Origin of the sequence: Catenulispora sp. MAP12-49, assembly GCF_041262705.1 — a bacterium.
Classification (GTDB): domain Bacteria; phylum Actinomycetota; class Actinomycetes; order Streptomycetales; family Catenulisporaceae; genus Catenulispora.
This window is the reverse complement of the sequence record NZ_JBGCCP010000018.1, coordinates 97,830-121,359: the sequence shown is the minus strand read 5'-3', so window position 1 is coordinate 121,359 and position 23,530 is coordinate 97,830. Positions and strand designations below refer to the sequence as shown.

Below are 23,530 nucleotides of genomic sequence, written 5' to 3'. Positions count from 1 at the left end.
CGGCGAAATCAGCAGGCCGGTGACGGCGCAGGTGATCGCGCCGAGTGCGGTGTCCCCGCGCTTGGAGCTCTGAGCCGCCACCCACAAACCCGCTGCCAGGACGACGACCGCCGCGACCGCCCACAGCGCCTTGGGATCGTCGATGTGCGTGACCCGCGCGATCATCCCGGACAGCGACTGGTTGTCGGTGATGTAGGTCTTGCCGACCTTGCTGGTGTCCCAGACCTCGTGCAGCCAGAACTTCACCGATGCGTGGGGGAGCACGGCGAACCCGACGACCATCGTCCCGACCGCACCGGCCGCCGAGACGACGGCCTCCCGCCGCCGGCCCGCCAGCAGGAACCACAGGATGAAGACGCCCGGGGTCAGCTTGATGCCGGTCGCCAGCCCGATGCCCAGGCCCCGCGGCCACTTGCTCGCCGCCGGCCGGGTGAGGTCGAAGAGGATCAGCGCGACCAGCGCCAGGTTGATCTGGCCGTAGCGCAGCGTGGTCCACACCGGCTCGAACCACAGCCCGAGCCCGGCGATCGCGGCGACCAGGGCCCACCGCTCGGCGAACGCCGGCCGGTCCATCCAGCCCCCGACGAGCTTCGCCGCCAGGTGCACGACCGTTACCAGCAACGCGATGTTGGCGGCGGTCACCACGACCTTCAGCACGCCGACCGGCATCCAGCTGATCGCCGCGAAGAGCATCGCCGCGAAGGGCGGGTAGGTCGCCGGCAGTTGGTTGCCGCCGGCGGTGCCGACGCTGACCCCGGCGCCATACAGGTCGTGGCCGTGCAGGACCGCCAGGCCCTCTTGCCGGTAGACGACCATGTCGATCATGGTCGGGTGCGCGAGCGTGCGGATGACCAGGTAGCCGGCCAGGCTCAGGGCGCCGAAGACGCCGAGCGGGACGGTGAGGCTGCGTCGGTCGGCAAGGCTTAGTCGGTCGGGGAGGCGCACCACCCAGGAGACCTTACGGGATCCTCCCTAGCGGATCTCCACGATCGGCAGCCGCAGCGCTCCCGGAGCGGCTTCCGGGACCGCCGGCTTCGTCGGCCGCACATAGGGAATCCGCTTGTACGGTTCCCCTATAGCGGGCCGCGTGTCTGTTTCGCCCTTGTTCGGCCAGAAAGCCGCCGCGCGCTCGGCCATCGCCGTGATCGTCAGCGACGGGTTCACGCCGAGGTTCGCCGAGACCGTGGAGCCGTCGGCGATGTACAGGCCCGGGTGGCCGAACACGCGGTGGTACGGGTCCACCACGCCGTGGTCCCGGTCCCGGCCGATGACGCAGCCGCCGATGATGTGCGCGGTCATCGGGATGTTGAACAGGTCGCCGACGGTGCCGCCGGGGATGCCGTTGATGCGGGCCGCGGTGCGGGTCACCGCCTCGTTGCCGGCCGGGATCCAGGTGGGGTTCGGCAGGCCGTGGCCCTGGCGGGTGGTGAGCTTGTTCTTGCCGAACAGGCCCCGCTTGCGGGAGACGGTCAGCGAGTTGTCGAGGGCCTGCATCACCAGCAGGATGATCGAGCGCTCCGCGAACTTGCGGCTGGGCAGCATGCGCGGAACCCAGCTCGGGTGCTTGACGCCGATGCCGAGCAGCTTGATCCAGCGCGGGGTGCGGCCCTGGCCGTCGGTCAGGCCGGTCTTCAGCAGCCCCATGGCGCCGCTGCCGCGGCCGTAGCGCACCGGCTCGATGTGGGTGTGCTCGTCGGGGTGGAAGGAGGAGGTGATGGCCACCCCTTCCGTGAAGTCGTACTGCCGGGGCTTCTTGGCCATCGCGCCGAGGAGCGATTCGGAGTTCGTGCGGGTCAGCTCGCCCAGGCGCGGGGACAGCGCCGGCAGCGATCCGTCGCCGGCCAGCTTGTGCAGCAGCCGCTGGGTTCCCAGGGCGCCGGCGCTGAAGACGACGTGCTCGGCGGTCAGGGCGCGCCGCCCCTTGGCGAGCCACTTGCCGGTCGAGGACACGGTCACGCGGTAGCCGCCGCCGTCCGGCAGCGGTGTCACGTTCTCGACGGTGGTCAGCGGGTGCACCTCGGCGCCCAGCTTCTCGGCCAGGTAGAGGTAGTTCTTGACGAGCGTGTTCTTCGCATTGTGGCGGCACCCGGTCATGCACGCGCCGCACTGTAGGCACGGGTTGCGGTCCGGTCCCGCGCCGCCGAAGAAGGGGTCGGAGACAGCGGTGCCCTGGCCCTGACTCTGCTTGGCGTTCGGCGCGGCGTTCGGCTTGGCGTCCGGGTCGCCGAAGAAGACCCCGACCGGAGTCAGGTGGAAGGTGTCCCCGACACCCATCTCCTCGGCGACCGCCTTCATCTGGAAGTCCGCCGGCGTCATCGTCGGGTTCTGCACCACGCCCAGCATCCGCTTGGCCTGGTCGTAGAACGGCGCGAGCTCCTTGCGCCAGTCGGCGACGTCCCGCCAGTGCGGGTCGTCGTAGAACGGGTCCAGCGGCTCGTACAGGGTGTTCGCGTACACCAGCGATCCGCCGCCGACGCCGGCTCCGGCGAGCACCACGACGTCCTTGAGGCGGTGGATGCGCTGGATGCCCTTGCAGCCCAGCTTCGGGGCCCACAGGAAGGAGCGCAGCCGCCAGGAGGTCTTGGGGAAGTCGCCGTCGGCGAACCGGCGCCCGGCTTCCAGCACGCCGACCTTGTAGCCCTTCTCGGTGAGCCGCAGCGCGGTCACCGAACCGCCGAAGCCCGAGCCGATGACCAGCACGTCGTAGTCCACCGCTGCTCCCATGGCGCGTAGAGTAGCCCTTATTCGACAGGCAATCCAGTAATTGCCGCACGCTTCTGTAACAACTCGATTTCGCCGCTCACGGACGCAACGAGAGCCCGCCCTTGGGCGTCGATAGGAGCATGAGGACTTCTGGGGCGGGGAAGGGCGGCGCTTTGATCGCCGTCGCCGGCGCGGTGGCGCTGGGCGTGACAGGGTGCTCGTCGGGCTCGGGCGGGACCAAGACGACCTCGGCGGACGCGGTGCAGCAGGCGGCGGCGGGGGTGAGCACCTCGTCGAGCGCGTCGGCCCCCTCGTCGAGCGCGCCGGCCCCGACGCCGACCTCGCTGCCGACCAGCAGCGCGATCGCGCCGACGAGCAGCGCGGCGTCGTCGAGCTCGTCCTCGGCCCCGAGCTCCAGCTCGAAGCCGAGCACCAGCCCGACCACGACGGCGCCGTCGACGCACCCGACCACGCCGACGCCGGCCAAGACCACCACCAAGCCCAGCACGCCGCCCAAGACCAACAGCGGCTCGGGCTGGCTGGCCGGGGTGCCGATCGGCAGCAACAAGCCCGGCGCGCTGGACCCGCGCTGCATGACCGGCCGCGTGATCTGCATCGACATGAGCACCCACACGCTGCTGTGGGTCATCGACGGCAAGCCGCAGTACGGGATGGACGTGCGCTTCGGCGACGAGAACAACCCGACGCGCAAGGGCAAGTTCGACATCTACATGAAGATGGAGCACTGCATCTCGACGATCTACCACACGTCGATGCCCGACGCGATGTTCTTCAGCGGCGGCGAGGCGGTGCACTTCTCCATCGACTTCGCGACCTACGGCTACGCGCACCACTCGCACGGCTGCGTGAACGTGCGCGACCGGGCCGCCGTGGCCCGGCTGTTCGCGGACACCAAGGTCGGGGACAGCGTGGTCGTGTACTGAGCCCGTCGTGTACCGGGCCCGTCGTCTACTGGGCCCGTCGGGTACTGAGCCTGGTCCGCCTCCTCCGGGCGCCTTTCCGCTGATCGTGACCCTGGTCACCAGCTGGGGAGGCGCCCATGACCGTTTTGATACAGTCTTACTACGTGCGTTTCCTCAATCAGTACTCCCCGCCGTACGACCTCACATACGACGACGTCTTCATGGTCCCCGCCCGATCCCAGGTCGGTTCCCGCCTGGCCGTGGACCTGAGTTCCTCCGACGGCACCGGGACCACGATCCCGCTGGTCGTGGCCAACATGACCGCCGTCGCCGGCCGCCGGATGGCCGAGACGGTCGCCCGCCGCGGCGGCCTGACGATCATCCCCCAGGACATCCCTCTCGACGTGGTCGCCGACGTGATCGGCTGGGTCAAGGACCGCAGCCCGGTCTACGACACCCCGGTCACCCTGGCCGCCACCAGCACCGTCGGCGAGGCGCTGGCGCTGCTGCCCAAGCGCGCCCACGGCGCCCTGGTCGTGGTGGACGGCGAGGGCCGCCCGGCCGGCATCGTCACCGAGGCCGACTGCGCCGGCGTCGACCGGTTCACCAGCGTCGGCGACATCATGTCCCGCGACCTGCTGACCGTCCCGGACGGCACCACCGCCGAAGCGGCCTTCGACGCCCTGAACGGCAAGCACCGCCTGGCCCCGGTCGTGGACTCCGCCGGCCGCCTCACCGGCCTGTGGACCCGCAAGGGCGCCCTGCGCTCGGCGCTGTACAAGCCGGCGGTCGACGACGGCGGCCGGCTCCGCGTCGGCGCCGCGGTCGGCATCAACGGCGACGTGGCGGCGCGCGCCAAGGAACTCCTCGCCGCCGGCGCCGACGTCCTGGTCATCGACACCGCCCACGGCCACCAGGACAAGATGTTCGAAGCCCTGGCCGCGGTCCGCGCGCTCAACCCGCCGGTCCCGCTGGTGGCCGGCAACGTGGTCAGTCCCGAGGGCACCCGCGACCTGATCGAAGCCGGCGCGGACATCGTCAAGGTGGGCGTCGGCCCCGGCGCGATGTGCACCACCCGCATGATGACCGGCGTCGGCCGCCCGCAGTTCTCGGCCGTCTACGAATGCGCGGCCGAGGCCCACCGCCTCGGCAAGCACGTCTGGGCCGACGGCGGCGTCCGCCACCCCCGCGACGTGGCGCTCGCCCTGGCCGCCGGCGCCTCCAACGTGATGATCGGCTCCTGGTTCGCCGGCACCTACGAGTCCCCCGGCGACGCGGTCCGCGACAGCGACGGGAAGCTCTACAAGGAGAACTTCGGCATGGCCTCCGCACGCGCGGTCCGCCTGCGCACCGCCGAGGACTCCGCCTTCGACCGCGCCCGCAAGGCGCTGTTCGAGGAGGGCATCTCAAGCTCGCGCATGTACCTGGACCGCGACCGGCCCGGCGTGGAGGACCTGATCGACGCCATCACGGCCGGCGTCCGCAGCTCGTGCACCTACGCCGGTGCCAAGGACCTGGCCCAGTTCCACGAGCGCGCCGTGGTCGGCGTGCAGAGCGCCGCCGGGTTCGCCGAAGGGAAGCCGCTGCACAGCAGCTGGTAAGAATCAGCAGTTCGTAAGAGACAGCAGCTGATAAGAGCTGGAGCGAGGCGCGTATGGGTTCTCCCATACGCGCCTCGGCGTCTATCCGTAGTAGGACGGCGGGTTCTGCTGCCCGCCATAGGGATCTGAACCGTAGGGATCGGAACCATAGGGATCAGACCCATAAGGGTTGTTCCCATAGGAGTCGCTCCCATAAGGGTTCTGACCGTAGGGATCAACAGCCGGCTGCGCCTGCGGCTGGGGTTGGGCTTGGGGTGGGGCCTGAGGCTGTGGCTGCGGTGCCGACGCGGGATAAGGCGCCGGGCGCGGCATCCGGTGCGGGCCGCTGCCCCCGCCGTTCCCGGCCCGCGTTCCGTCCAGGTTCCATTCGCCGCTGCGGCGGCTCTCCGGCATGCGCGCGACCGGCGTCGCGCGCCCCGGGGCACCGCTCTGGCGGCCCGGGCGCGTGCCGATGGCGGTGTCCTCGGCGGTCAGCGGGTCCTCGTCGTTCAGGTCGTCGATCACGCTGCGCCGGCCACGGCGCTCGCGCAGGTCCGTGTACTCCAGGCCGGAGCTGTGCGCCGCCAGGCTGTCGCCCTCGCCGGAGGCGAAGTAGGCCGCCAGGGCCGTGGTGATCGGGACGGCCGCGGCCAGGCCGATCGAGCCCACCAGGGTGCGCACGATCTCCTCGGCCACCACCTCGGCGCCGGCCGCGCCGCTCCAGCCCTGGCTGGACGTGGTCATCAGGACGAACAGCGGCAGGCTGCCGCCGGCGTACGCCAGGACCAAGGTGTTCACGGTGGAGCCGATGTGGTCCCGGCCGATGCGCATGCCGACGCGGAACAGGTCGGCGGCGCTCATCGTCGGGTCGGCCGCCTTCAGCTCCCAGACCGAGGAGACCTGCGTGGCGGTGACGTCGTTGAGCACGCCGAGCGCGCCGATGATGATCCCGGCCAGCAGCAGGCCCTGGACGTCGACCTTGTGGAAGTAGCCCGCGACGGTCGCGGCGTTGTCGTCGCCGAGGCCAGTCAGGTGCGCCAGCTTGGTGCCGGCCTCGCCGAGGGCCCCGATCAGGCCCAGGCTCAGCGCGGTGCCCAGGACCGCCACCGAGGTCCGCACCGACACCCCGTGCGTCGCGTACAGCGCGGCGAACAGGATGATGCCCGCCGTCACGGCCGCCACCTCGATGGAGTTCTCACCCCCGACGATCGCCGGCAGCGTGAACTTCACCAGCACCGCGAACGACACGGCCAGCGCCGCGATCGCCCCGGCCCCGCGCCAGCGGCCGATCACCAGGACGAACAGCGCGAACGCGATCGCCAGGCTCATCAGCGGCGGCCCGCGCTGGAAGTCCTTGATGTCGTACTGGCTGCCCGCGGGCTGGCTCTTGTCGTAGGTCAGGACCAGGTCGTCACCGACGGCGTACTTCGGCGTGGTGGGGTCCACGCCCACCGTCACGGTGGCGCTCGAGCCCTTGGTCGGTCCGCTGGTGATCTGCAGGGTGAGCTGGTCGTTGGTGGTGTCCAGCCCGCCGGGGGCGGTGGACCCGCCCGGCGCGGTACTGCCGTCGTTCGGACCGGACTGCACCAGCGCCGAGGCCGTCACCGTCCCCTGCACCCACACCTGCGGCGGGATCGGCGACTTCGCCGCCGACGGCCACAACAGCACCAGCCCGGCCACCGCAGCGGCTGCCACCGGCAGCAGCAGCGCGGTGATCAGGGTCCGCAACCGGGTCGAGGCCGGTGTGGCCGGTCCGTGGCCGTGCGAGTGGCCGTGCGAGTGCCCGTGGGAGTGTCCTTGTCCGGACCCGCTCCGGCCGGAACGGTCCTGCGCAGACCTCGAACGTCGGCTGCTCACGGCCATCGGCTCTCCGTGGGTCGGTGGTGCTGGGACGGAGCTCAGGCCCGCGTCGTGGGTGGGCCCGGGCTGCCGCCACACGATAGCGGCTGAAGGTTAGAACGACGCCAGGCCGTGAACATCTTTGCGGATATTTGACTGGTGTCGATGTTGGTCGGGCCGGCCGGAGCCGGACCGGAATCCGGGACGAGTTAACGGTTTTGTGATGATATCGATCGGTACGGCACGGCCATCGTGGCGGCCGACGCCCTAAGCTGGCGCGCGGTGGCGGTCCGCCGGGAGCGCCTGAGCCGGGAGGTCGGGTGCAGTGGTGGTCGCGCGGTCCGTCGCATTGTTCGTGGTCGCGGCGGTCCTGGAGATCGGCGGCGCCTGGCTGATCTGGCAGGGCGTGCGCGAACACCGCGGATGGGGATGGACGGCGTGCGGCGCGGTGAGTCTGGCGCTCTACGGGTTCATCGCGACGCTGCAACCCTCGGCGGACTTCGGGCGGGTCCTGGCCGCGTACGGCGGGGTGTTCGTGGCGGGCTCCCTCCTGTGGGCGTGGGTGGCCGACGGTTACCGGCCGGACCGCTTCGACGTGATCGGCGCGGCGGTCTGTCTGATCGGGATGGCGGTCATCATGTACGCGCCGCGGCGCTGAGACATCTGAGGCATCATCGGCACATGCGGGTGACGGTGTTGGGTGGCAGCGGCGCATGGCCGACGGCTGACGAGCCGTGCAGCGGTTTTCTTCTACGCCACGAGGGCTTCTCCCTTATGATCGACGCGGGCTATGCGGTGCTGCCGCGCCTGCTGGAACTGATGCCGGCGGAGCAGCTGGACGCCGTCTACATCAGCCACGGACATCCCGACCACTGCGCTGATCTCAATCCCCTGCTCCGGGCCCGGGCCCTGGGCGGGGCCGCCCCGGAACCGCTGCCGGTGTACGCGCCGCCCGGGGCCTTGGACGCGGTGCTGGCCCTGGACCGGCCGGGGATGCTCGACGAGGCGCTGGCGCGCCACGACTTCGAGCCGGGGGCGGGATTCTCGGTCGGACCGTTCGACCTGCGCACCGCGCTGCTGCCGCACTGGGTACCCAACGCGGCGGTGCGGGTCGCGGCCGGCGGCCGATCCGTCGTCTACACCGGGGACGGCGGTCCGGACCCCGCGCTCGTCGAGTTGGCGCGGGGCGCGGACACGCTCATCGCGGAGGCCACGTATCCGGAAGTGATGGCCGCCGGCGATGTCCCCTATCTGTCGACCGCCCGGCAGGCGGCACGGCAGGCTGCGGAAGCCGGTGTGGGCAAGCTCGTGCTGACGCACCTGTGGGCGGGCTCAGAGCCGGGGGAGTACCTCGACGCCGCGGCCGAGCAGTACGACGGCCGCACCTGCGTGGCCACCGCGGGTCTGTCCTTCGACGTCTAGCCGGCCGGCCGCCGAGCTCATTCCGCTCCCACGCTCACCGGCTCGGAATCGCTCGGCATGTGCTCGTCGTCGCCGCTGTACGCCGCGGTGACGGTGTGCTCGCCCGGGCCGACCTCGGCCTGCACCATCGCGCGGCCCCCGGTCAGCGGGATCGGGCCGGACGAGGCGCCGTCCACCGTGAACACCACGCTGCCGGTCACCGCGGAGGCGCCGACGGTGCGGTGCGCCGGCGACACACGCGCCGACATCGTCAGGATGCCGTCATCCGTGGTGCTCCGGGAAACGGAGAGCTTGGTGACCGTCGCGCCCTGGTCGGCGGCCGAGGTCTTCGCGCTGGCTGCCTTCGCCCGCGTCGCCGATCCGGTCCGCTGCGCTGTGCCGCCGGCCTGGTCTGCTGCGCCGCCGGTCCGATGCGATGCCGTGCTCGTGCGATGTACCGGCGGCTTCGCACCGTGGGCGCCGGCCCGGCTCCCGGTCGCCGGGTGTCCGGTGCCGCCGCGGCCCGTGCTGCCATGGCTCATGCCGCCGTGACCTGTGCCGCCGTGGCCCGTGCCGCCGTGACCTGTGCTGCCATGACCTGTGCCGCCGTGGTTCGTGCCGGTGCGCCCGGTGTGTCCGGCGGTGTGCGTGCCGTCCTTGCCCGCTCCGCCGCGGCCTGCTCCGCCATGGCCCGCTCCGGCACGGCTGGTCCGGTGCGACGTCGAACGGCCCGCACCACCGCGCCCGCTCGTGGATCCCGAGTGTCCGTCCCGATGGCTGACGGAGTGCCCGCCGCCCGGACCCGCCGGCTGTCCGGCCGCGAACGCCGCCGCCGGCGTCAAGACCAGTGCGGCCGTCGCGGCCGCGACCACCGCCCCCGAGCAGCGGCGGGTACGGGGCGTGGTCGAAGTCGTGCGAAACATGGTTGTCCTCCGGTGTGATCGGTGACCGTCCGGTCCGGCGACGGGGTGTCGGCGCGGTTCCCGGCGGCGAGAACAACTCTCCCGGATATCCAGAAAACGGACATCCCTCATCATGCTGAGATGAGTCTGCTGTTATCGTACGAGGCCGAACGAGTGACAGCGGGTCCGCCTGATCACTCTTCGTCGAGGAAACCCATCCGTCGCCCGAGCACCGGATCGCTCTCCCACCAGGGGCGGGTCCGCTTCGCCTCCTCGCCGGTGGCGGCCGCGCCGACGGTCGCGGGAGAAGTATGAGAAATAGACGCCGGCGGGGACGCGTCTACGTCATCACCTACGTCGCCCGTCTCGTCACGGACCGCCGGGATGGCGGACGAGGCCGTCCCGTAGACGATCGCCCCCTCGGCCTCCAGCGCGTCCAACTCCGCGTCCACCTCGGCGGCCTTGTCCCGGTCCTCGTCGAACATCCGCCGCCACAGCGCCCCGAGGAACGGCACCCCGGCCAGGTCCCCGATGAGCCACAACGCCCCGCCGCCCCACACCTGGTCCTGCTTGGGCGACAGCCCCCCCGGCCGGTTCAGGGCCGTGTACCAGTCCCCGGCGACCAGGTGGTGCCCGAGCATCAGCGTCAGGCCCAGCGCCCCGTCGGCGATCGCCTCCGCGAACGTGATCCACACCGACACCAGGTGCGGGTACTCCTTCGGCACCGGGTCCAGCCGCAGCCGCGTCCAGTAGTAGAAGAACCCCAGCGCGGCCAGCGCGAAGCTCAGCACCCACGCCGAGCCGCGCGAACGCAGCGTGGCCTCGTAGATCGGCGAGAAGTAGACGGTGAACGGCGTCACCAGGAACACGATCGACACCACGGCCGGGAACGTCGCCAGCGCCGCGATCCGCGTCGCCAGCACCCGCCGGACCAGCGCCGCCAGCCATCGCGGGCCGCCCTCGACGGCCAGGGTCACCGGCATCCCGAGCGCCAGGAACAGCGGCACCACCATGAGCAGGGTGATGATCTGCACGGCGCGCGGCCAGAACATCACCTGCTGGTACACCGCCAGGAACGACATCGTCGTCCAGCCGAACAGCGCCAGGCCCAGCAGGTAGAGCACCGTCCGGTGCAGCGGCCAGCGCCCGCCGCGGCGCCGGGCCGCCAGCGTGCCGACGATGTACAGCGCCGCGAGGGCCAGCAGCAGCGCCCCGACGTAAGGATTCAGCCGCCACGCCGAGCCCACCTGCGACCCGGTCAGCGGACCGGGCATCGGAACGGCCGTCAAAGCTGGCGTCACCATGGGTCCTGGCCCCTGCTCATTTCGTCGTGCGTGGTGGTTCCGCCCTGAAAAGGACGGGAAGCGCAGCCATTTTATGACTGCGCTTCCCGATCACCGCGGGCAGGTCCGCCCGCACGGTCGGCCGCTCACCGCGGCCCGGTCTCAGCCGCCGACCGCCGAGTTGTAATCGCTGATCAGCTTGGAGATCTTCGTCGAGGCGTCGGACAGGGCGGAGTCCGCCGAGGTGCCCGTGGTCGCCACGGTCAGCATCGCCTGCTCCAGGTCGGCGCGCGCCTGCGGCATCACGCCGAGCAGGCAGCCCGCGGTCGCGGGGGCCGGCTGGGTGGCCTTCAGCTCGTCGATCGCGGTCTGGAACTGCGGGTGCGCCTGGCGGTACGCGACATCCGACGGGTCCTGCAGCGCCGAGACGCTGACCGGGAAGTAGCCGGTCGCCTGGTGCCAGGCGGCCTGCTGCTGCGCCGAGGAGGCGAACTTGGCGAACTCCCACGCCGCGCGGACCTCGGCGTCGGAGTGCCCGACCCGGTCGATCCACAGCGAGGCGCCGCCGATCACCGGGCCGCCGGTGTCGGAGGCCGAGACCTTCGGGAACGGCGCGGTGGCCACGGTGAACGGCGAGGAGGCCTTCGAGCCGGCGTCCACGTAGCCGCCGAGCACGCCGGTGGACTCCAGGTTCATCGCCACCTTGCCGGCCTTGAACGCCGCCTGGGCGTCCGCGGTCGGGCGGCCGGTGTTCAGCGCGTCGCCGCTCTTGACCAGCCCGGCCCACCAGTTGGTGTAGGTCAGCGGGGCGCCGGAGGTGATGTTCAGCTTGGTCGCCGGGGCCGCCCTCCGGCGCGAGGATCCGTATAGCGGTGAACGCCTGTAGGGAGTTGATGGTCGAGACCACAGTGAGGAAGAACAGTTGGGGCGACAGGAGCGGCACCAGCACGGAGCGGCGCAGTCTCCAGCCGGTCGCCCCGTCCAGCCGCGCGGCCTCGACGATGTCGCCGGGGATCGCCGCCACGCCGGCGGACAGGACGAGCACGTTGTAGCCCAGCGTCATCCACACCTGCACGACCACGACGGACAGCAGCACCCACTTCGGATCGGTCAGCCAGCCCACCGGCTTGGTGCCGACGTGTGCCAGCATCCCGTTCGCGATACCCACCGCCGGGTTGTAGATGACGGCGAAGATGACCGAGGCGCTGGCCGCTGAGAACGCGAAGGGCAGAGCGAACGCACTGCGGAAGACGCGTATACCGCGGATCCGCGACTCCATGAGGAGCACCAGTGCCAGCGCGCCGAGCACGCCGGGGACCACGGTCATCACGGTGAACAAGCCGGTGGTCCCGAGCACCTTGTAGAACCCGGAGTCGGAGTGAACATCGCGAACACGCCGAGCGACGGCAGCAGGAACAACCAGGCCAATCCATGGTCCCGCGACAGCAGGGCGGACCGTTTGCGGGTTCTCCGCGCAGTCCCACCCCCCGCGGCCACGAGTGTCGCGTCAGCGTCCTGCGACGCCCCGTCCAACGCAGTCAAAACCCCACCCCTTTGAACAATCCCTTGAACCGCGAACCCGTTGACAGACCACGGAGTCCCGTTCCGCTGATCAGCGTGGCGGCGTCGGTCGAACGACCGGTGGCGCCGAGGGGTACCCCAGGCGACAAGTTCCCCGGAGAACGCCCGCGAACCCCAACCCCGACGAGGATTCCGGTGTGGGGTCTTGTGGAAAGGCGATGTTTAGGGATCTCCGAAACCTGACCCGGGCTCGGTGCGCCGCGGCTGGTGGTGTCCGGCGCGGGCGAGCGCCCTTTGAGGTAACCCCTGCCGTGTATCCGGAGTCTGAGTAGGGCATCCTAAGTACAGGCGGTGGGTGCGCGTCATGCGGGCCCGATCACGACGGCGCGGTCGGCTTCCGGTGTCCCGGGGACGGCTGCGTGCTTGGCAGAAAGGGCCGTTGACATGCACGGACGGGACTTCGGCGTCGCCTACGGCGCCACCCTTCTGGGTTTAGTGCTCGCCCTGTGGCTCGGGGGCGTGGAGTCGGCGACCGTCGTGGCGATGCTGGCCGTGCTGGAAGTGGCGCTGTCCTTCGACAACGCCGTCGTGAACGCGACGGTGCTGCGCCGGTTCGACGTGCGCTGGCAGCGCATCTTCCTGACGGTCGGCGTCCTCATCGCGGTCTTCGGGATGCGGCTGGTCATCCCGATGGTGGTGCTGATGGCGGCCACCCGCCAGAACCCGGTGCACGTGTTGAGCAGTTCCATCCATGATCCGAACGGCTACGCGCACGAGATCCTCGGGGTGCAGCCGCTGATCGCCGCGTTCGGCGGGGTCTTCCTGCTGATGATCTTCATGGACTTCTTCCTCAGCGGCAACGACCAGGTCTGGCTGCCGTTCTTCGAGCGGCGGCTGGCCGCGCTCGGCGAGCGGTTCAAGCCGCTGGCGCTGGAGGCGTTCCAGGTCGTCGGCGTCGTGCTCTTCCTGCTGATCGCCGCCCGGACCTTCGCGACGGACCATCCGTTGGGCGTCCCGGTCGCCGGGGTCATCGGGCTGGTCACCTACTTCACCATCAAGCGGCTCTCCGAGGCCGCGGCGGGCCGCAGCGAGGCGCTGGCCGAGGAGGCCGACGAGCGGCCACCGCAGGGACGCCAGGCCCTGATGCTCTTCATCTACCTGGAAGTCCTGGACGCCAGCTTCTCCTTCGACAGCGTGATGGGCGGCTTCTCCGTCACCGTCGACATCGCGCTGTTCACCATCGGCCTGGGGATCGGCGCGGCCTACGTCCGCAGCCTGACGGTGTTCCTGGTCCGCAAGAAGACCCTGGACCGCTACGTCTACCTCGAACACGGCGCCTACTACTCGATCGGCGTGCTGGCCGTGCTGCTGCTGGTGGAGATCGGCCCGGACGTGCCGGACTGGCTGGCCTCGCTGGCCGGCACCTCGATGATCGTGGCCGCCTTCGTCCATTCGGCGGTGAAGGCGAAGGGGGAAGACCGGGCGGGCGCCGACCGCCGCGCGCTGAAGTCCTGACGGACCGGGCGCCCGGCGCGCCGGCCGACGCCGTCACCGACGGCGACCGGCCGGCCGCGGAACCGGACCCGGATCCGTCAGGAGGCGCGGTGCCCTCCGCCCGCCTTTCCCACCGTGTGCACCGCGACGGCGACCCGCCACGTCTGGAGCATGACGAGCTCTGAGATGCGCCAGCCCTTGTCCATCCGCCGGAAGTTGACGGAGTAGTAGCCCCCGCCGGGGTTCCACATGTCGCCCTTCTGTCCGGGTACGCGCACGGACATCGGGTTGAAGAAGTGCGCCTCGGCGCAGGCGGTGTCGCCGTGGATCTCGAAGCGCCGGTTCACGATGAGGTGCGCCCGGACCGGGACCAGCGTGAGGGACTTCTCCAACCACTGCTGTGCGTCCTCCACGGATCCGCGCGGACCGCCGCTGGACTGGTAGTCGAAAACCGCGTCCGGTGTCGACAGCCGTGTGAGTTCCGTCACCTGGTCGGTGTCGATCGCCACCGCGTAGGCCGTGAGCAGGTCGTCGAGGGCGAACCGGTCGGCTATGGCGTGCTCACTGTTCAAAGGAGCCTCCAAATGAACGTGCATTCGCAGGAGTGAATCTGCCGTGCAGGGGGCATGACTGCCAACGCACGGGCAGCATGGCAACTGTACCGACGGCGGGGGAGCCGTTCCGAGACGGAACGTAGCGCGCCACTACGTGTGAGGTGATGGAAGTGCTCGGGGTCGGGCGGGAGCCGAGATGCGGCTACCGGATCACCTTCGCGGTGCCCACGAAGTCCGAGGGCGCCGCGGCTGCGCGCCGGGTGGCGCGCGAGGTCTTCGTCGACTGGGGCCTGGACCTGGACGAGACGATGGTCGACTCGGCCATCGTGATCATCAGCGAGCTGGTCACCAACACGGCCAAGCACGCGGCGCTGTTGTGCCGCCAGGCCGAGGTGACGTTGGCGCTGGAGTACGGCTGCCTGACCGTGGCCGTCCACGACCGCCATCCGCACCGCCCCAAGGCTCTGCTGAGTCCGCACCCCGACGACAGCGGAGGGTGGGGCCTGCAACTGGTGCGCGACCTGACCGCGGAGGTCGGCGGGCGCACCGAGGTCCCGGCCGATCCGGACGGCGGCGGGAAGACGGTGCGGGTGGAGTTGCCCTTGCGGGCGAACAGGTACTGGGAGTTCGAGGACGCTGTCGGGGCGGCCTGAGCCGCTCGAAGAAACGTATGGTGCGCATCCCGGACGAGCGGGACGCGCACCATTGCCGTTTCGGCACCACATCGCCGCAGCGCTACTTCCGCTTGGGCTGCCCCACCGGACGGATCGCCAGCCACGCCCCCGCGACGCACACCATGGTGAGCGCGCCGAGCGCCGCGATGTCGCCGGACCAGGTGCCGGACTTGTGGGCCTGTGTCGCGTCGCACTTGGCGCCGGGCAGCGGACCGCGCTGCGAGGTGTCGTTGCAGCCGGTCCCGAGCAGTACGTCCGCGTCCGCCGTGGAGGCGGCGGCCGAGTAGCCCCACTTCGCCGACGCCAGATAGCTCGCCTGCTCCAGACCCGGGGTCTTGTTGACCGGGAACGCCGAACCCGTGAACAGGAACTCGGCGAACAGGATGACCGGCAGGATGGTCAGCGCCTTGTCGCCGTTCGACACGAACGCGGAGATCAGCAGGCCCAGGGCCATCGCCGCCAGGCCGGCCAGGGCCACGTCGACGAAGAGTTCGAACTGGCCGGAGGACATCACCGAGCCGTGGCCCGGGCCGCCTTGGCGCACGATGCCCAGGAACACCAGGACCGCCGCCTGCGCGATCGTCAGCATGCCCAGCAGGATCACCTTCGACAGCACATATGCCGATGGTGAAAGCCCGATCGCTCTCTCCCGGGCGAGGATCGGTCTCTCCTTCACGATCTCGCGGATCGAGTTGGAGGCGCCGAGGTACGTCGCGCCGAGCACCAGCGCCAGCAGCACCGAGCCGGCCTTGCGGGCGGCGACCGGGTCCTGCGCGGACAAGTCGTTGGAGCCCAGTACCGCGAGCATCAGCAGGCCGAGGATCGGCGCCTGCATGAACAGCATCGCGGTGTTGCGCTTGTCGGCCCACACCACGGAGCTGAACCGCTTGAACAGGGTGGCGAGCTGGTGGCCCCAGTGCGGGTTCGCCGCCGGGGTCGCGGCCTGCTGTGCGGTGGCCGCACCGTTGACCTTGTTCAGCTGCGCGCCCAGCGGGCCCTGCACGTATTGCTGGTCCGCTGGGGAGCCGGCGAAGGCGTGCTGGGCGAAGCCGGGTGCGGCGCGGTCCAGGTCCTGGAAGACCTCCGCGTAGGTGCTCCTGCTGAAGAACTGCAGTGTCTCCGGCGGCGGTCCGAAGAACGCGGTCTGCCCGCCCGGCGCCAGGAACAGGATGCGGTCGCAGCGGTCCAGACTCTGGATGCTGTGCGTCACGGTGATGACCGTGCGGCCGCCGTCGGCGAGCTTGCGCAGCAGGTCCATCACCGACTTCTCATACCCCGGGTCCAGGCCGGAGGTCGGCTCGTCCAGGATCAGCAGGCTGGGCCGGGTCAGCAGCTCGATGGCGACCGAGGTGCGCTTGCGCTGGCCGCCGGAGAGCTTCTCCACCGCCAGGTCCGCGCGCTCGCTCAGGCCGAGCTCGGCCATGACCTCGTCGACGCGGGCGTTGCGCTCGTGGGCCGCGACGTCCGGCGGGAAGCGCAGTTGCGCGGCGTAGCGCAGAGCGTCGCGGACCTTCAGCTGCGGGTGCAGGATGTCGTCCTGCGGGACGTAGCCGACGCGGTTGCGGAGCTCTGCGTAGTTCGCATAGAGGTCGCGTCCGTTATAGAAGACTGCGCCGCGGTCCGCGGGACGGTTCCCTGTCAGGGCCTTCATCAGTGTGGACTTGCCGGCGCCGGTCGGACCGAGCACCGCGAGGAAGTCGCCGCCCTCCAGGGCGAAGCTCACGTTGTCCAGCAGGACCTTCGGTCCGGCCAGCACGCCGAGGTTCGCGGCGGAGAAGGTGATCCCGCCGGTGTCGACGAACTCCTGGAGCACACCGTTGTGGAAGCGCAGCAGGTGCCGGGCGATCGCGATGATCGCGCCCTCGCGCACCTCGGCCCGGTTGACGCGCATGCCGTTCAGGTAGGTGCCGTTGTGGCTGCCCTTGTCGACGATCTCGAAGCGGCCGCCGCGGAACTGCAGCTCGGCGTGGAAGCGCGAGGCCTGCAGGTCGTGCAGGACGATGTCGTTGGCGGCGTCGCGGCCTATTCGCAGGGTGTTGGACGTCTGGTAGACGCCGGTGTACTCACCGAGGCGCGGCTGCTGCGGCTGCTGTCCCGGGCTCTGCTGGGGCACATACGGCGCGGCCTGCGCGACGGCGCCCGGCTGCTGGGCCCACGGCTGGTGCGGGACGTGGGGGTTGATGATGGTGGCGCCGCGCATGGGCGGGCCGCCGTTGGGGGCGGTGCCCACGGGGGCGGGGGCGCCCATCGGAGAGCCAGAGCCCTGAGGCGCCTGCTGTCCGGAGTGTCCCTGGTGCGAGGGCGGTGCCTGCTGGCCCTGCTGAACCTGCTGGCCCCGCGGACCGGGGAACGGCTGCCCCGGGAAACCCTGCTGCGGCGGGGGACCGGCGTGCTGGTATCCATGCTGTCCGGCCGGACCGGGCTGACCCGGCTGTCCTGCCTGCTGGGGCTGCACTGGCTGCACGGGCTGCACGGGCTGTCCTGCCTGTCCCGGCGGTCCTGCCGGCCCGGGCTGCCCTGCCTGCCCCGCCTGTCCGGGCGGCGGCAGATTGGGCCGCAGCGCCCCGGGCACCAGGCGCACCTCCTGCCCGTCCACGGGGTGTCCGAGCCGCACCACCACCGGGCCCGGCAGCGCCATCGGCTGGGTCAGGCGGGTGTTCTGCACGAACGTGCCCTGGCTCGAGGCGTCCTCCAGGACCCACGCACCGCCCTGGAGGTACAGCGTCGCGTGGACCCGGGACGCCCGCGGCTCGGCGACGATCACGTCGGCCTGGTTGGGGTCGCGGCCGATGACGACCCGGCGGGTTCCGTCGAAGACCCGCTCGTTCCCGTCGGGAAGGATCTGCAGGGTCAGCGGTGCGGCCTGTTCCGGTTGCTGGGACACGCAGCCATCATTTCGGCTCGGCACCCCGGGCTGCAACGCGGATCCGGAACCGTGGAAGGGCCGTGACATGCGCGATGTCGCGGGTCTCCACCCCGTACCCGGTTTGTCCCGGGGTCCCAGGGCGGGGCGTTCCGGGACAGTCGGGACAGCAAGTTCACGTAAAGCCCCGAACCCTGTTAGGGGTTATCACCGCTTCCGGCCGACACCGCCGTACATCCAGTACTCGTCGACATCGGCGGGCAGCTCCTCGGTCGGCTGCCACAACGGCACCCGCACCAGGCCGGGGTCGATCAGGTCGAAGCCCTCGAAGAAGGTGGTGATCCGCGCGTGGTCGCGGGCCGCACCCTCGGCGGCCCTCTGGTAGATCTGCAGTTTGTCCTGGTCCCTGGGCAGCAGGTCGGAGCCCGCGTGCGAGATGACCAGGTGGCTGCCCGGTACCAGGTTCTCGGTCAGGGCGGCGATCACGCCGGCCGGGTCGTCGGCGTCCGGGAAGAAGTGCAGCACCGCGACCAGCAGCAGCGCGACCGGCTTCTCGAAGTCGATGAGCGCGGTGACGTCGGGATGCGTCAGGATCGCCTTCGGGTCCCGCAGGTCGCCTTCGAAGACGCGGGTCCGGTCCTCGTCCGCCAGCAGGGCCCGGCCGTGCACGGTGACCAGCGGGTCGTTGTCGACGTAGACCACCGAGGCGTCCGGATGCACGGACTGCGCCACCTCGTGGGTGTTCCCGGCGGCCGGCAGCCCGGCGCCGATGTCCAGGAACTGCTTCACCCCCTGCTGCGCCGCGTACCGCACGGCACGTCCCAGGAACGCCCGGTTCGCCCGCGCGATCATCGGCACCGCCGGCATCGCCTCGGCCACCTTCTCCGCGACCTCGCGATCGGCCGGGAAGTTCTGCTTGCCGCCGATCCAGTAGTCGTAGATCCGCGCCGTGTGCGGCTTGGAGGTGTCTATCCGGCTTGCGGGGTCGGCCCCGCCGTCGCTGGACGGGGCGGCGACGGGGTCGGACCATGGGGTCCCGGCGGCAGGGCTCATAGGGCTGGATCCTACCGTCGCCGCACGAGTCCTGATACGCCGAATGGATGATGCCGTTGAGCCCCGCCGGTGCAGGCCGGCCCCTTGTCAGCCCTCGATCGCGTCGATCGTCCGATAGATCCGTTTGGCCGACACCGTCTCCGGGGTCCCGAGCTGTTGGGCGAACAGGCTGACCCGCAGCTCCTCGATCATCCAGCGGACGCGCCGCACGTCCGCGTCCGCGCGCCGGCCGGCCGGCAGCCGGTCCAGCAGCAGCTGGTACTCGTCGCGGACGTCGTGGATCTGGAACATCAGCAGCTGGTCCTGGTTCGGGTTGTCCGGGAGCTTGTCCAGCCGCCGGTCCACGGCCCGCAGGTAGCGGACCAGCTGCGGCAGCTGGTCGAAGCCGGTCTCGGCGACGAAGCCCTTGTGGATCAGCCCGCTGAGCTGGTCGCGGATGTCGGCCAGGGCGGTCAGCAGGGAGCGGCTGGTGGTGGCCTTGAGCTTGCGCTCCACCTCGTGCCAGACCGACAGGACCCGCTCGACGGTCTGCACCACCTGCATCGAGGTGTCGGCCAGGTCGGCGCGCACCGCGTCGAACAGCTTCTGGTAGCCCGCCTCGTCCCAGGCCGGACCGCCGTTCCGGGCGATCAGGTGGTCCGCCGCGCACGCGACACAGTCCTCCAGCAGCGCCAGGGCGTTGCCGTAGGGGTTGTGGCTCAGCGCCAGCTTCGCCGGATTGCTCAGCCGGCCGTTGATGTACTTGATCGGCGAGTTGACGTTCAGCAGCAGCATCCGGCGGGTGCCGGCGGCCATGGCCCGGCGCTGGTCCTCCGCCGTGTCGTAGAGCCGTACCGCCACGCTGTCGCCGGCGTCGGCCAGCGCCGGGTAGGCCTTCATGGTCAGCCCGCGCCGCTTCTGCTCGAAGGTCCGGGTCAGCGTGCCGACGCTCCAGGTCTTCAGGCCCTCGCGGGCCAGGCCGTCGGCGGCGTCGTTGATGACGTCGCGGGTCTTGACCTTCAGCTTGAGCTTCAGCGCCTCCAGGTCCTTGCCCTCGGCGAGCTTGCGGCCCTTGTCGTCGACGACGCGGAAGGTCATCTTCAGATGGTCCGGGACCCGGTCCAGGTCGAAGTCCGCGGGCTCGACCCGGTGCCCGGAGACCGCGCGCAGCTCGCGGGCGATGGCGTCCACCAGCGGGTCGGAGTTCGGCACCAGGCTCTGGCGCAGCGCCCTGGCGAAGTTCGGCGCCGGCACGAAGTTCACCCGCAGCGCCTTGGGCATCGACTTGATCAGCGCGGTGAGCAGTTCCTCGCGCAGACCCGGGATCAGCCAGTCGAAGCCGTCGGGGGAGACCTGGTTGAGGACCGCCAGTGGGAGGTGCACCGTGACGCCGTCGGCGTCCGCGCCCGGCTCGAACTGGTAGGTCAGCCGGAACTTCATCCGGTTCTGCCGCCAGGAGTCCGGGTAGTCCAGCTCCACCACGGCGCCGGCGCCGTCGTTGATGAGCATCGACTTCTCGAAGCTCAGCAGGTCCGGCTGCTCCCGGCTGGTCTTCTTCCACCAGGAGTCGAAGTGCCGCGCGGACACCACGTCGGCCGGTACCCGGTCGTCGTAGAAGTCGAACAGCGTCTCGTCGTCGACCAGGATGTCGCGGCGGCGCGCGCGGTTCTCCAGTTCCTCGACCTCGGCGAGCAGCTTGCGGTTCTCGGAGAAGAACTTGTGATGGGTCTGCCAGTCGCCCTCGACGAGTGCGTGGCGGATGAACAGCTCGCGCGACACCTCGGGGTCGACGCGGCCGTAGTTCACCTTGCGCGAGGCGACAATCGGGATTCCGTAAAGCGTTACCTTCTCGAACGCCATGACGGCGCCCGCGGACTTCTCCCAGTGGGGTTCGCTATACGTGTGCTTCACCAAGTGCTGCGCCAGAGGCTCAGCCCATTCCGGCTTGATGGTGGCGACCACGCGCCCCCACAAGCGGGTCGTCTCCACGAGCTCGGCCGCCATGACCCACTGCGGCGACTTCTTGAAGAGGACCGACCCGGGGGAGATGGCGAACTTCGCATTGCGTGCGCCGATGTACTCGAAGGACTCCGTGTCCTTCAGGCCGATGTGCGACAGCAGTCCGCTGAGCAGACTGATGTGGATCTGGTCGGGACCGGCCTCGGTGCTGTTCGGGGTGAGCTCCAGCTGTTTGGCGATCTGCTTGAGCTGGCTGTGCACGTCCTGCCACTCGCGGATGCGCAGGTAATGCAGGAACTCCGCTTTACAGAGCTTGCGGAACTGGTTCGAGGAGAGCTCCTTCTGTTTCTCCTTGATGTAGTCCCACAGCTTCAGCCACGCCAGGAAGTCCGAGCCCTGCTCCTTGAAGCGGGCGTGCTTCTCCGCGGCCGCCTGCTGCTTGTCCGCGGGGCGCTCGCGCGGGTCCTGGATGGACAGCGCGGCGGCGATGATCATGATCTCCTTCAGCGCGCCGTTGCGGTCCGCCTCCAGGACCATGCGGCCGAGCTTCGGGTCCACCGGGAGCTGCGCGAGCTTGCGGCCGACCGGCGTCAGGCGCTTGCGAAGGTCCTGCTCCTCGGGGTCCAGGGCGCCGAGTTCGTGGAGCAGGTTCACGCCGTCGCGGATGTTGCGGGCGTCCGGCGGGTCCAGGAAGGGGAACGCCGCGACGTCGCCCAGGCCCAGCGCGCTCATCTGCAGGATGACGGACGCCAGGGAGGTGCGCAGGATCTCCGGCTCGGTGAACTCCGGGCGGGACAGGAAGTCGTCCTCGGAGTACAGCCGGATGCAGATGCCGTCGCTGGTCCGGCCGCAGCGGCCCTTGCGCTGGTTCGCCGAGGCCTGCGACACCGGCTCGATCGGCAGGCGCTGCACCTTGGTGCGGTTGCTGTAGCGGGAGATGCGCGCGGTACCCGGGTCGATCACATAGCGGATGCCCGGGACGGTGAGACTGGTCTCGGCGACGTTGGTGGCCAGGACCACGCGGCGGCCGGCGTGGGGCTCGAAGACCTTGTGCTGCTCGGCGGTGGTCAGGCGCGCGTAGAGGGGGACGATCTCCGTGGTGCGGAGGTTGCGCTTCTTAAGAGCGTCCGCCGTATCGCGGATCTCGCGCTCCCCGGAGAGGAACACGAGTATGTCGCCGTGGCCCTCCCGGCCGAGTTCGTCGACGGCGTCGCTGATGGCCTGGATCTGGTCGCGGTCCGCGGCCTCCGCATCGCCGTCGGCGCCGGGTTCGTCCAGGAGGAGCGGCCTATAACGGACCTCTACCGGATAGGTACGCCCGGAGACCTCGACGATCGGCGCGTCCTTGCCGTCCTTGTCGGCGAAGTGCCGCGCGAACCGCTCCGGGTCGATGGTCGCCGAGGTGATGATCAGCTTCAGGTCGGGGCGGCGCGGCAGCAGGTTCTTGAGATAGCCGAGCAGGAAGTCGATGTTCAGCGACCGCTCGTGCGCCTCGTCGATGATGATCGTGTCGTAGCGGCTCAGCGTGCGGTCCTGCTGGATCTCGGCCAGCAGGATGCCGTCGGTCATCAGCTTGACCAGCGTGTTGTCGCTGGAGTGGTCGGTGAAGCGGACCTTGTAGCCGACGGACTCGCCCAGCGACTGCCCCAGCTCCTCGGCGATGCGCTCGGCCACGGTGCGGGCGGCCAGCCGGCGCGGCTGCGTGTGCCCGATCAGCCCGGCGACGCCCCGGCCCAGCTCCAGGCAGATCTTCGGGATCTGGGTGGTCTTGCCCGAGCCGGTCTCGCCGGCGATCACCACGACCTGGTGGTCCCGGATCGCCGCGGCGATGTCGTCCTTGCGCGCGCTGACCGGCAGGTTCTCCGGATAGGTGATCTCCGGGATGCTGGCCCGCCGGGCCTGCGCCCGGCCCGAGGCGGCCTGGATCTCGGCTTCGATCTCCGCCGCGACGGCCTGCAGCGCCTGCGGATTGCGGATACGGCGGGCACCGTCGATGCGGCGTGACAGGCGACGCCGGTCATGCGGCGTAAGCTCCGCGAGGCGAGCGGTGAGCTCGGCGAGCGGAGCCGTCTTGAGCTGAGAGTCCATGGCAGTTCAAGGATAGGGTGGCGGCAGGCTTTACTTCTTCTGGTTATCGCCGGGGCCACGCCGCCGGCGGATGGGAGCACATGATGGGTTCCGACCAGACGACCAGGGCCTCCCTGCACGGCATAGCCGAGCTGCTGCTCGCCGGGCCCCAGTACCGTCAGCACGGCACGATCAGGCTCCGGGTCCTGCCTGGTGCGATCGCCACGATAACGGCACCTGATCTGCGCATGGACCACCAGAAGGTGCGGACCCACGACACCTCGGTGGAGCTGCGCGGCGCCACCTACGCCGAAATCGGCTCCCGTCTGGGTGTGGTCGCCGGCGCCCCGGAGGGGCTGTACGCCGAAGGCTCCGGCGAGCGGCCTTCGGACCGCCCGGTCCTGGACCCCGACACCGCCCGGATCCTCCTCGACGCGCTCGACCGTGGCGACCAGGCCCTGCGCCGTTTCGCGCCGGACCAGACCCCGGTGCTGTGGCCGGAGCACTTCGACGTCGCCATCACCATGGATGAGGTCAACTACGGCGTTTCTCTCGGCGACACATTCCTCGACGAGCCCTACATGTACGTCGGGCCGTCCAAGCCGCGCACCGGACCGTTCTGGAACGCACCCTTCGGGGCGGCACGGCCGCTGGCGGCGACGATCGAGGAAGTAGCGGCGTTCTTCGCCGAGGGACAGCGATCGCTGTAGCCCCGTGGAGGGCTCCTTAGGGAGC

The 23,530-nt window shown here is 70.3% G+C and carries 18 protein-coding genes and 2 pseudogenes; 8 read left to right on the top strand and 12 right to left on the bottom strand.

Translation table 11 applies throughout. The annotated features are described in order from the left end of the window. Positions 1-12: 12 nt before the first annotated feature. The 3 genes and pseudogenes from ABIA35_RS29160 to ABIA35_RS29150 all read right to left on the bottom strand — a co-directional run. Positions 13-816: pseudogene (locus tag ABIA35_RS29160) on the bottom strand (glycosyltransferase 87 family protein); the annotation flags it as partial. A gap of 156 nt (positions 817-972) precedes the next feature. Beyond that, a complete protein-coding gene (locus tag ABIA35_RS29155) occupies positions 973-2,724 on the bottom strand; it encodes a GMC oxidoreductase (protein ID WP_370359973.1) in 1,752 nt (583 codons plus the stop codon). Positions 2,725-2,800: 76 nt separating this feature from the next. After that, positions 2,801-3,325 (bottom strand): hypothetical protein, encoded by a 525-nt coding sequence (locus ABIA35_RS29150; RefSeq protein ID WP_370359972.1) that lies wholly within the window; start codon positions 3,323-3,325, stop codon positions 2,801-2,803. On the opposite strand from ABIA35_RS29150, the gene ABIA35_RS29145 reads away from it, so the two are divergent. Together ABIA35_RS29145 and ABIA35_RS29140 are read left to right on the top strand one after the other, a co-directional pair. Continuing rightward, entirely contained in the window at positions 3,324-3,647 is a 324-nt protein-coding gene (locus ABIA35_RS29145) for a L,D-transpeptidase (RefSeq protein WP_370359970.1), read from the top strand. The genes ABIA35_RS29150 and ABIA35_RS29145 overlap by 2 nt on opposite strands. 143 nt (positions 3,648-3,790) lie before the next feature. Further along, positions 3,791-5,227 carry a GuaB1 family IMP dehydrogenase-related protein gene (locus tag ABIA35_RS29140; RefSeq protein ID WP_370342381.1) on the top strand — a complete coding sequence of 479 codons (1,437 nt, stop codon included), beginning with the start codon at positions 3,791-3,793 and terminating at the stop codon, positions 5,225-5,227. A gap of 81 nt (positions 5,228-5,308) precedes the next feature. Here ABIA35_RS29140 and ABIA35_RS29135 read toward each other — a convergent pair whose 3' ends face one another. Continuing rightward, positions 5,309-7,063, bottom strand: a complete 1,755-nt coding sequence (locus ABIA35_RS29135; protein ID WP_370359969.1) for a YibE/F family protein — start codon at positions 7,061-7,063, stop codon at positions 5,309-5,311. Positions 7,064-7,370: 307 nt separating this feature from the next. Between ABIA35_RS29135 and ABIA35_RS29130 the strand changes: the two genes are divergently transcribed. Continuing rightward, complete coding sequence (locus ABIA35_RS29130; RefSeq protein ID WP_370342262.1) at positions 7,371-7,703, top strand: YnfA family protein; 333 nt, start codon at positions 7,371-7,373, stop codon at positions 7,701-7,703. Between the two features lie 23 nt (positions 7,704-7,726). Beyond that, positions 7,727-8,467 carry an MBL fold metallo-hydrolase gene (locus ABIA35_RS29125; protein WP_370342263.1) on the top strand — a complete coding sequence of 247 codons (741 nt, stop codon included), beginning with the start codon at positions 7,727-7,729 and terminating at the stop codon, positions 8,465-8,467. Positions 8,468-8,484: 17 nt separating this feature from the next. On the opposite strand, the gene ABIA35_RS29120 is transcribed toward ABIA35_RS29125, so the two are convergent. From ABIA35_RS29120 to ABIA35_RS29105, 4 genes and pseudogenes are all read right to left on the bottom strand, one after another. Beyond that, positions 8,485-9,369, bottom strand: a complete 885-nt coding sequence (locus tag ABIA35_RS29120) for an Ig-like domain-containing protein (RefSeq protein WP_370359968.1) — start codon at positions 9,367-9,369, stop codon at positions 8,485-8,487. Between the two features lie 173 nt (positions 9,370-9,542). Beyond that, a complete protein-coding gene (locus ABIA35_RS29115) occupies positions 9,543-10,637 on the bottom strand; it encodes a cytochrome c oxidase assembly protein (RefSeq protein WP_370342265.1) in 1,095 nt (364 codons plus the stop codon). 156 nt (positions 10,638-10,793) lie between these two features. Continuing rightward, positions 10,794-11,435: an extracellular solute-binding protein gene (locus ABIA35_RS29110; RefSeq protein ID WP_370360001.1), complete on the bottom strand. Its 642-nt coding sequence runs from the start codon at positions 11,433-11,435 to the stop codon at positions 10,794-10,796. 91 nt (positions 11,436-11,526) lie between these two features. Continuing rightward, a pseudogene (locus tag ABIA35_RS29105) lies at positions 11,527-11,799 on the bottom strand (carbohydrate ABC transporter permease); the annotation flags it as partial. 13 nt (positions 11,800-11,812) lie between these two features. On the opposite strand from ABIA35_RS29105, the gene ABIA35_RS29100 reads away from it, so the two are divergent. Beyond that, positions 11,813-11,995, top strand: coding sequence for a hypothetical protein (locus ABIA35_RS29100; protein ID WP_370342388.1), 183 nt, complete (start codon positions 11,813-11,815; stop codon positions 11,993-11,995). A 601-nt stretch (positions 11,996-12,596) separates the two neighbouring features. Beyond that, the gene (locus ABIA35_RS29095) at positions 12,597-13,667 is read left to right on the top strand and encodes a DUF475 domain-containing protein (protein WP_370342266.1); all 1,071 of its coding nucleotides are present in this window, start codon (positions 12,597-12,599) and stop codon (positions 13,665-13,667) included. 77 nt (positions 13,668-13,744) lie between these two features. Here ABIA35_RS29095 and ABIA35_RS29090 read toward each other — a convergent pair whose 3' ends face one another. Further along, positions 13,745-14,218: a nuclear transport factor 2 family protein gene (locus ABIA35_RS29090; protein WP_370342267.1), complete on the bottom strand. Its 474-nt coding sequence runs from the start codon at positions 14,216-14,218 to the stop codon at positions 13,745-13,747. A 146-nt stretch (positions 14,219-14,364) separates the two neighbouring features. Between ABIA35_RS29090 and ABIA35_RS29085 the strand changes: the two genes are divergently transcribed. Next, a complete protein-coding gene (locus tag ABIA35_RS29085) occupies positions 14,365-14,853 on the top strand; it encodes an ATP-binding protein (RefSeq protein WP_370342268.1) in 489 nt (162 codons plus the stop codon). A gap of 82 nt (positions 14,854-14,935) precedes the next feature. On the opposite strand, the gene ABIA35_RS29080 is transcribed toward ABIA35_RS29085, so the two are convergent. The 3 genes from ABIA35_RS29080 to hrpA form a co-directional block, all read right to left on the bottom strand. Continuing rightward, positions 14,936-17,758: an ATP-binding cassette domain-containing protein gene (locus tag ABIA35_RS29080; protein ID WP_370359967.1), complete on the bottom strand. Its 2,823-nt coding sequence runs from the start codon at positions 17,756-17,758 to the stop codon at positions 14,936-14,938. A 186-nt stretch (positions 17,759-17,944) separates the two neighbouring features. Further along, a complete protein-coding gene (locus tag ABIA35_RS29075) occupies positions 17,945-18,790 on the bottom strand; it encodes an SAM-dependent methyltransferase (RefSeq protein ID WP_370359966.1) in 846 nt (281 codons plus the stop codon). A gap of 87 nt (positions 18,791-18,877) precedes the next feature. After that, the gene (hrpA, locus tag ABIA35_RS29070; protein WP_370342271.1) at positions 18,878-22,816 is read right to left on the bottom strand and encodes an ATP-dependent RNA helicase HrpA; all 3,939 of its coding nucleotides are present in this window, start codon (positions 22,814-22,816) and stop codon (positions 18,878-18,880) included. 83 nt (positions 22,817-22,899) lie between these two features. Here hrpA and ABIA35_RS29065 point away from each other — a divergent pair, with 83 nt between their 5' ends. Beyond that, entirely contained in the window at positions 22,900-23,505 is a 606-nt protein-coding gene (locus tag ABIA35_RS29065; RefSeq protein WP_370342272.1) for a hypothetical protein, read from the top strand. Positions 23,506-23,530 lie beyond the last annotated feature (25 nt).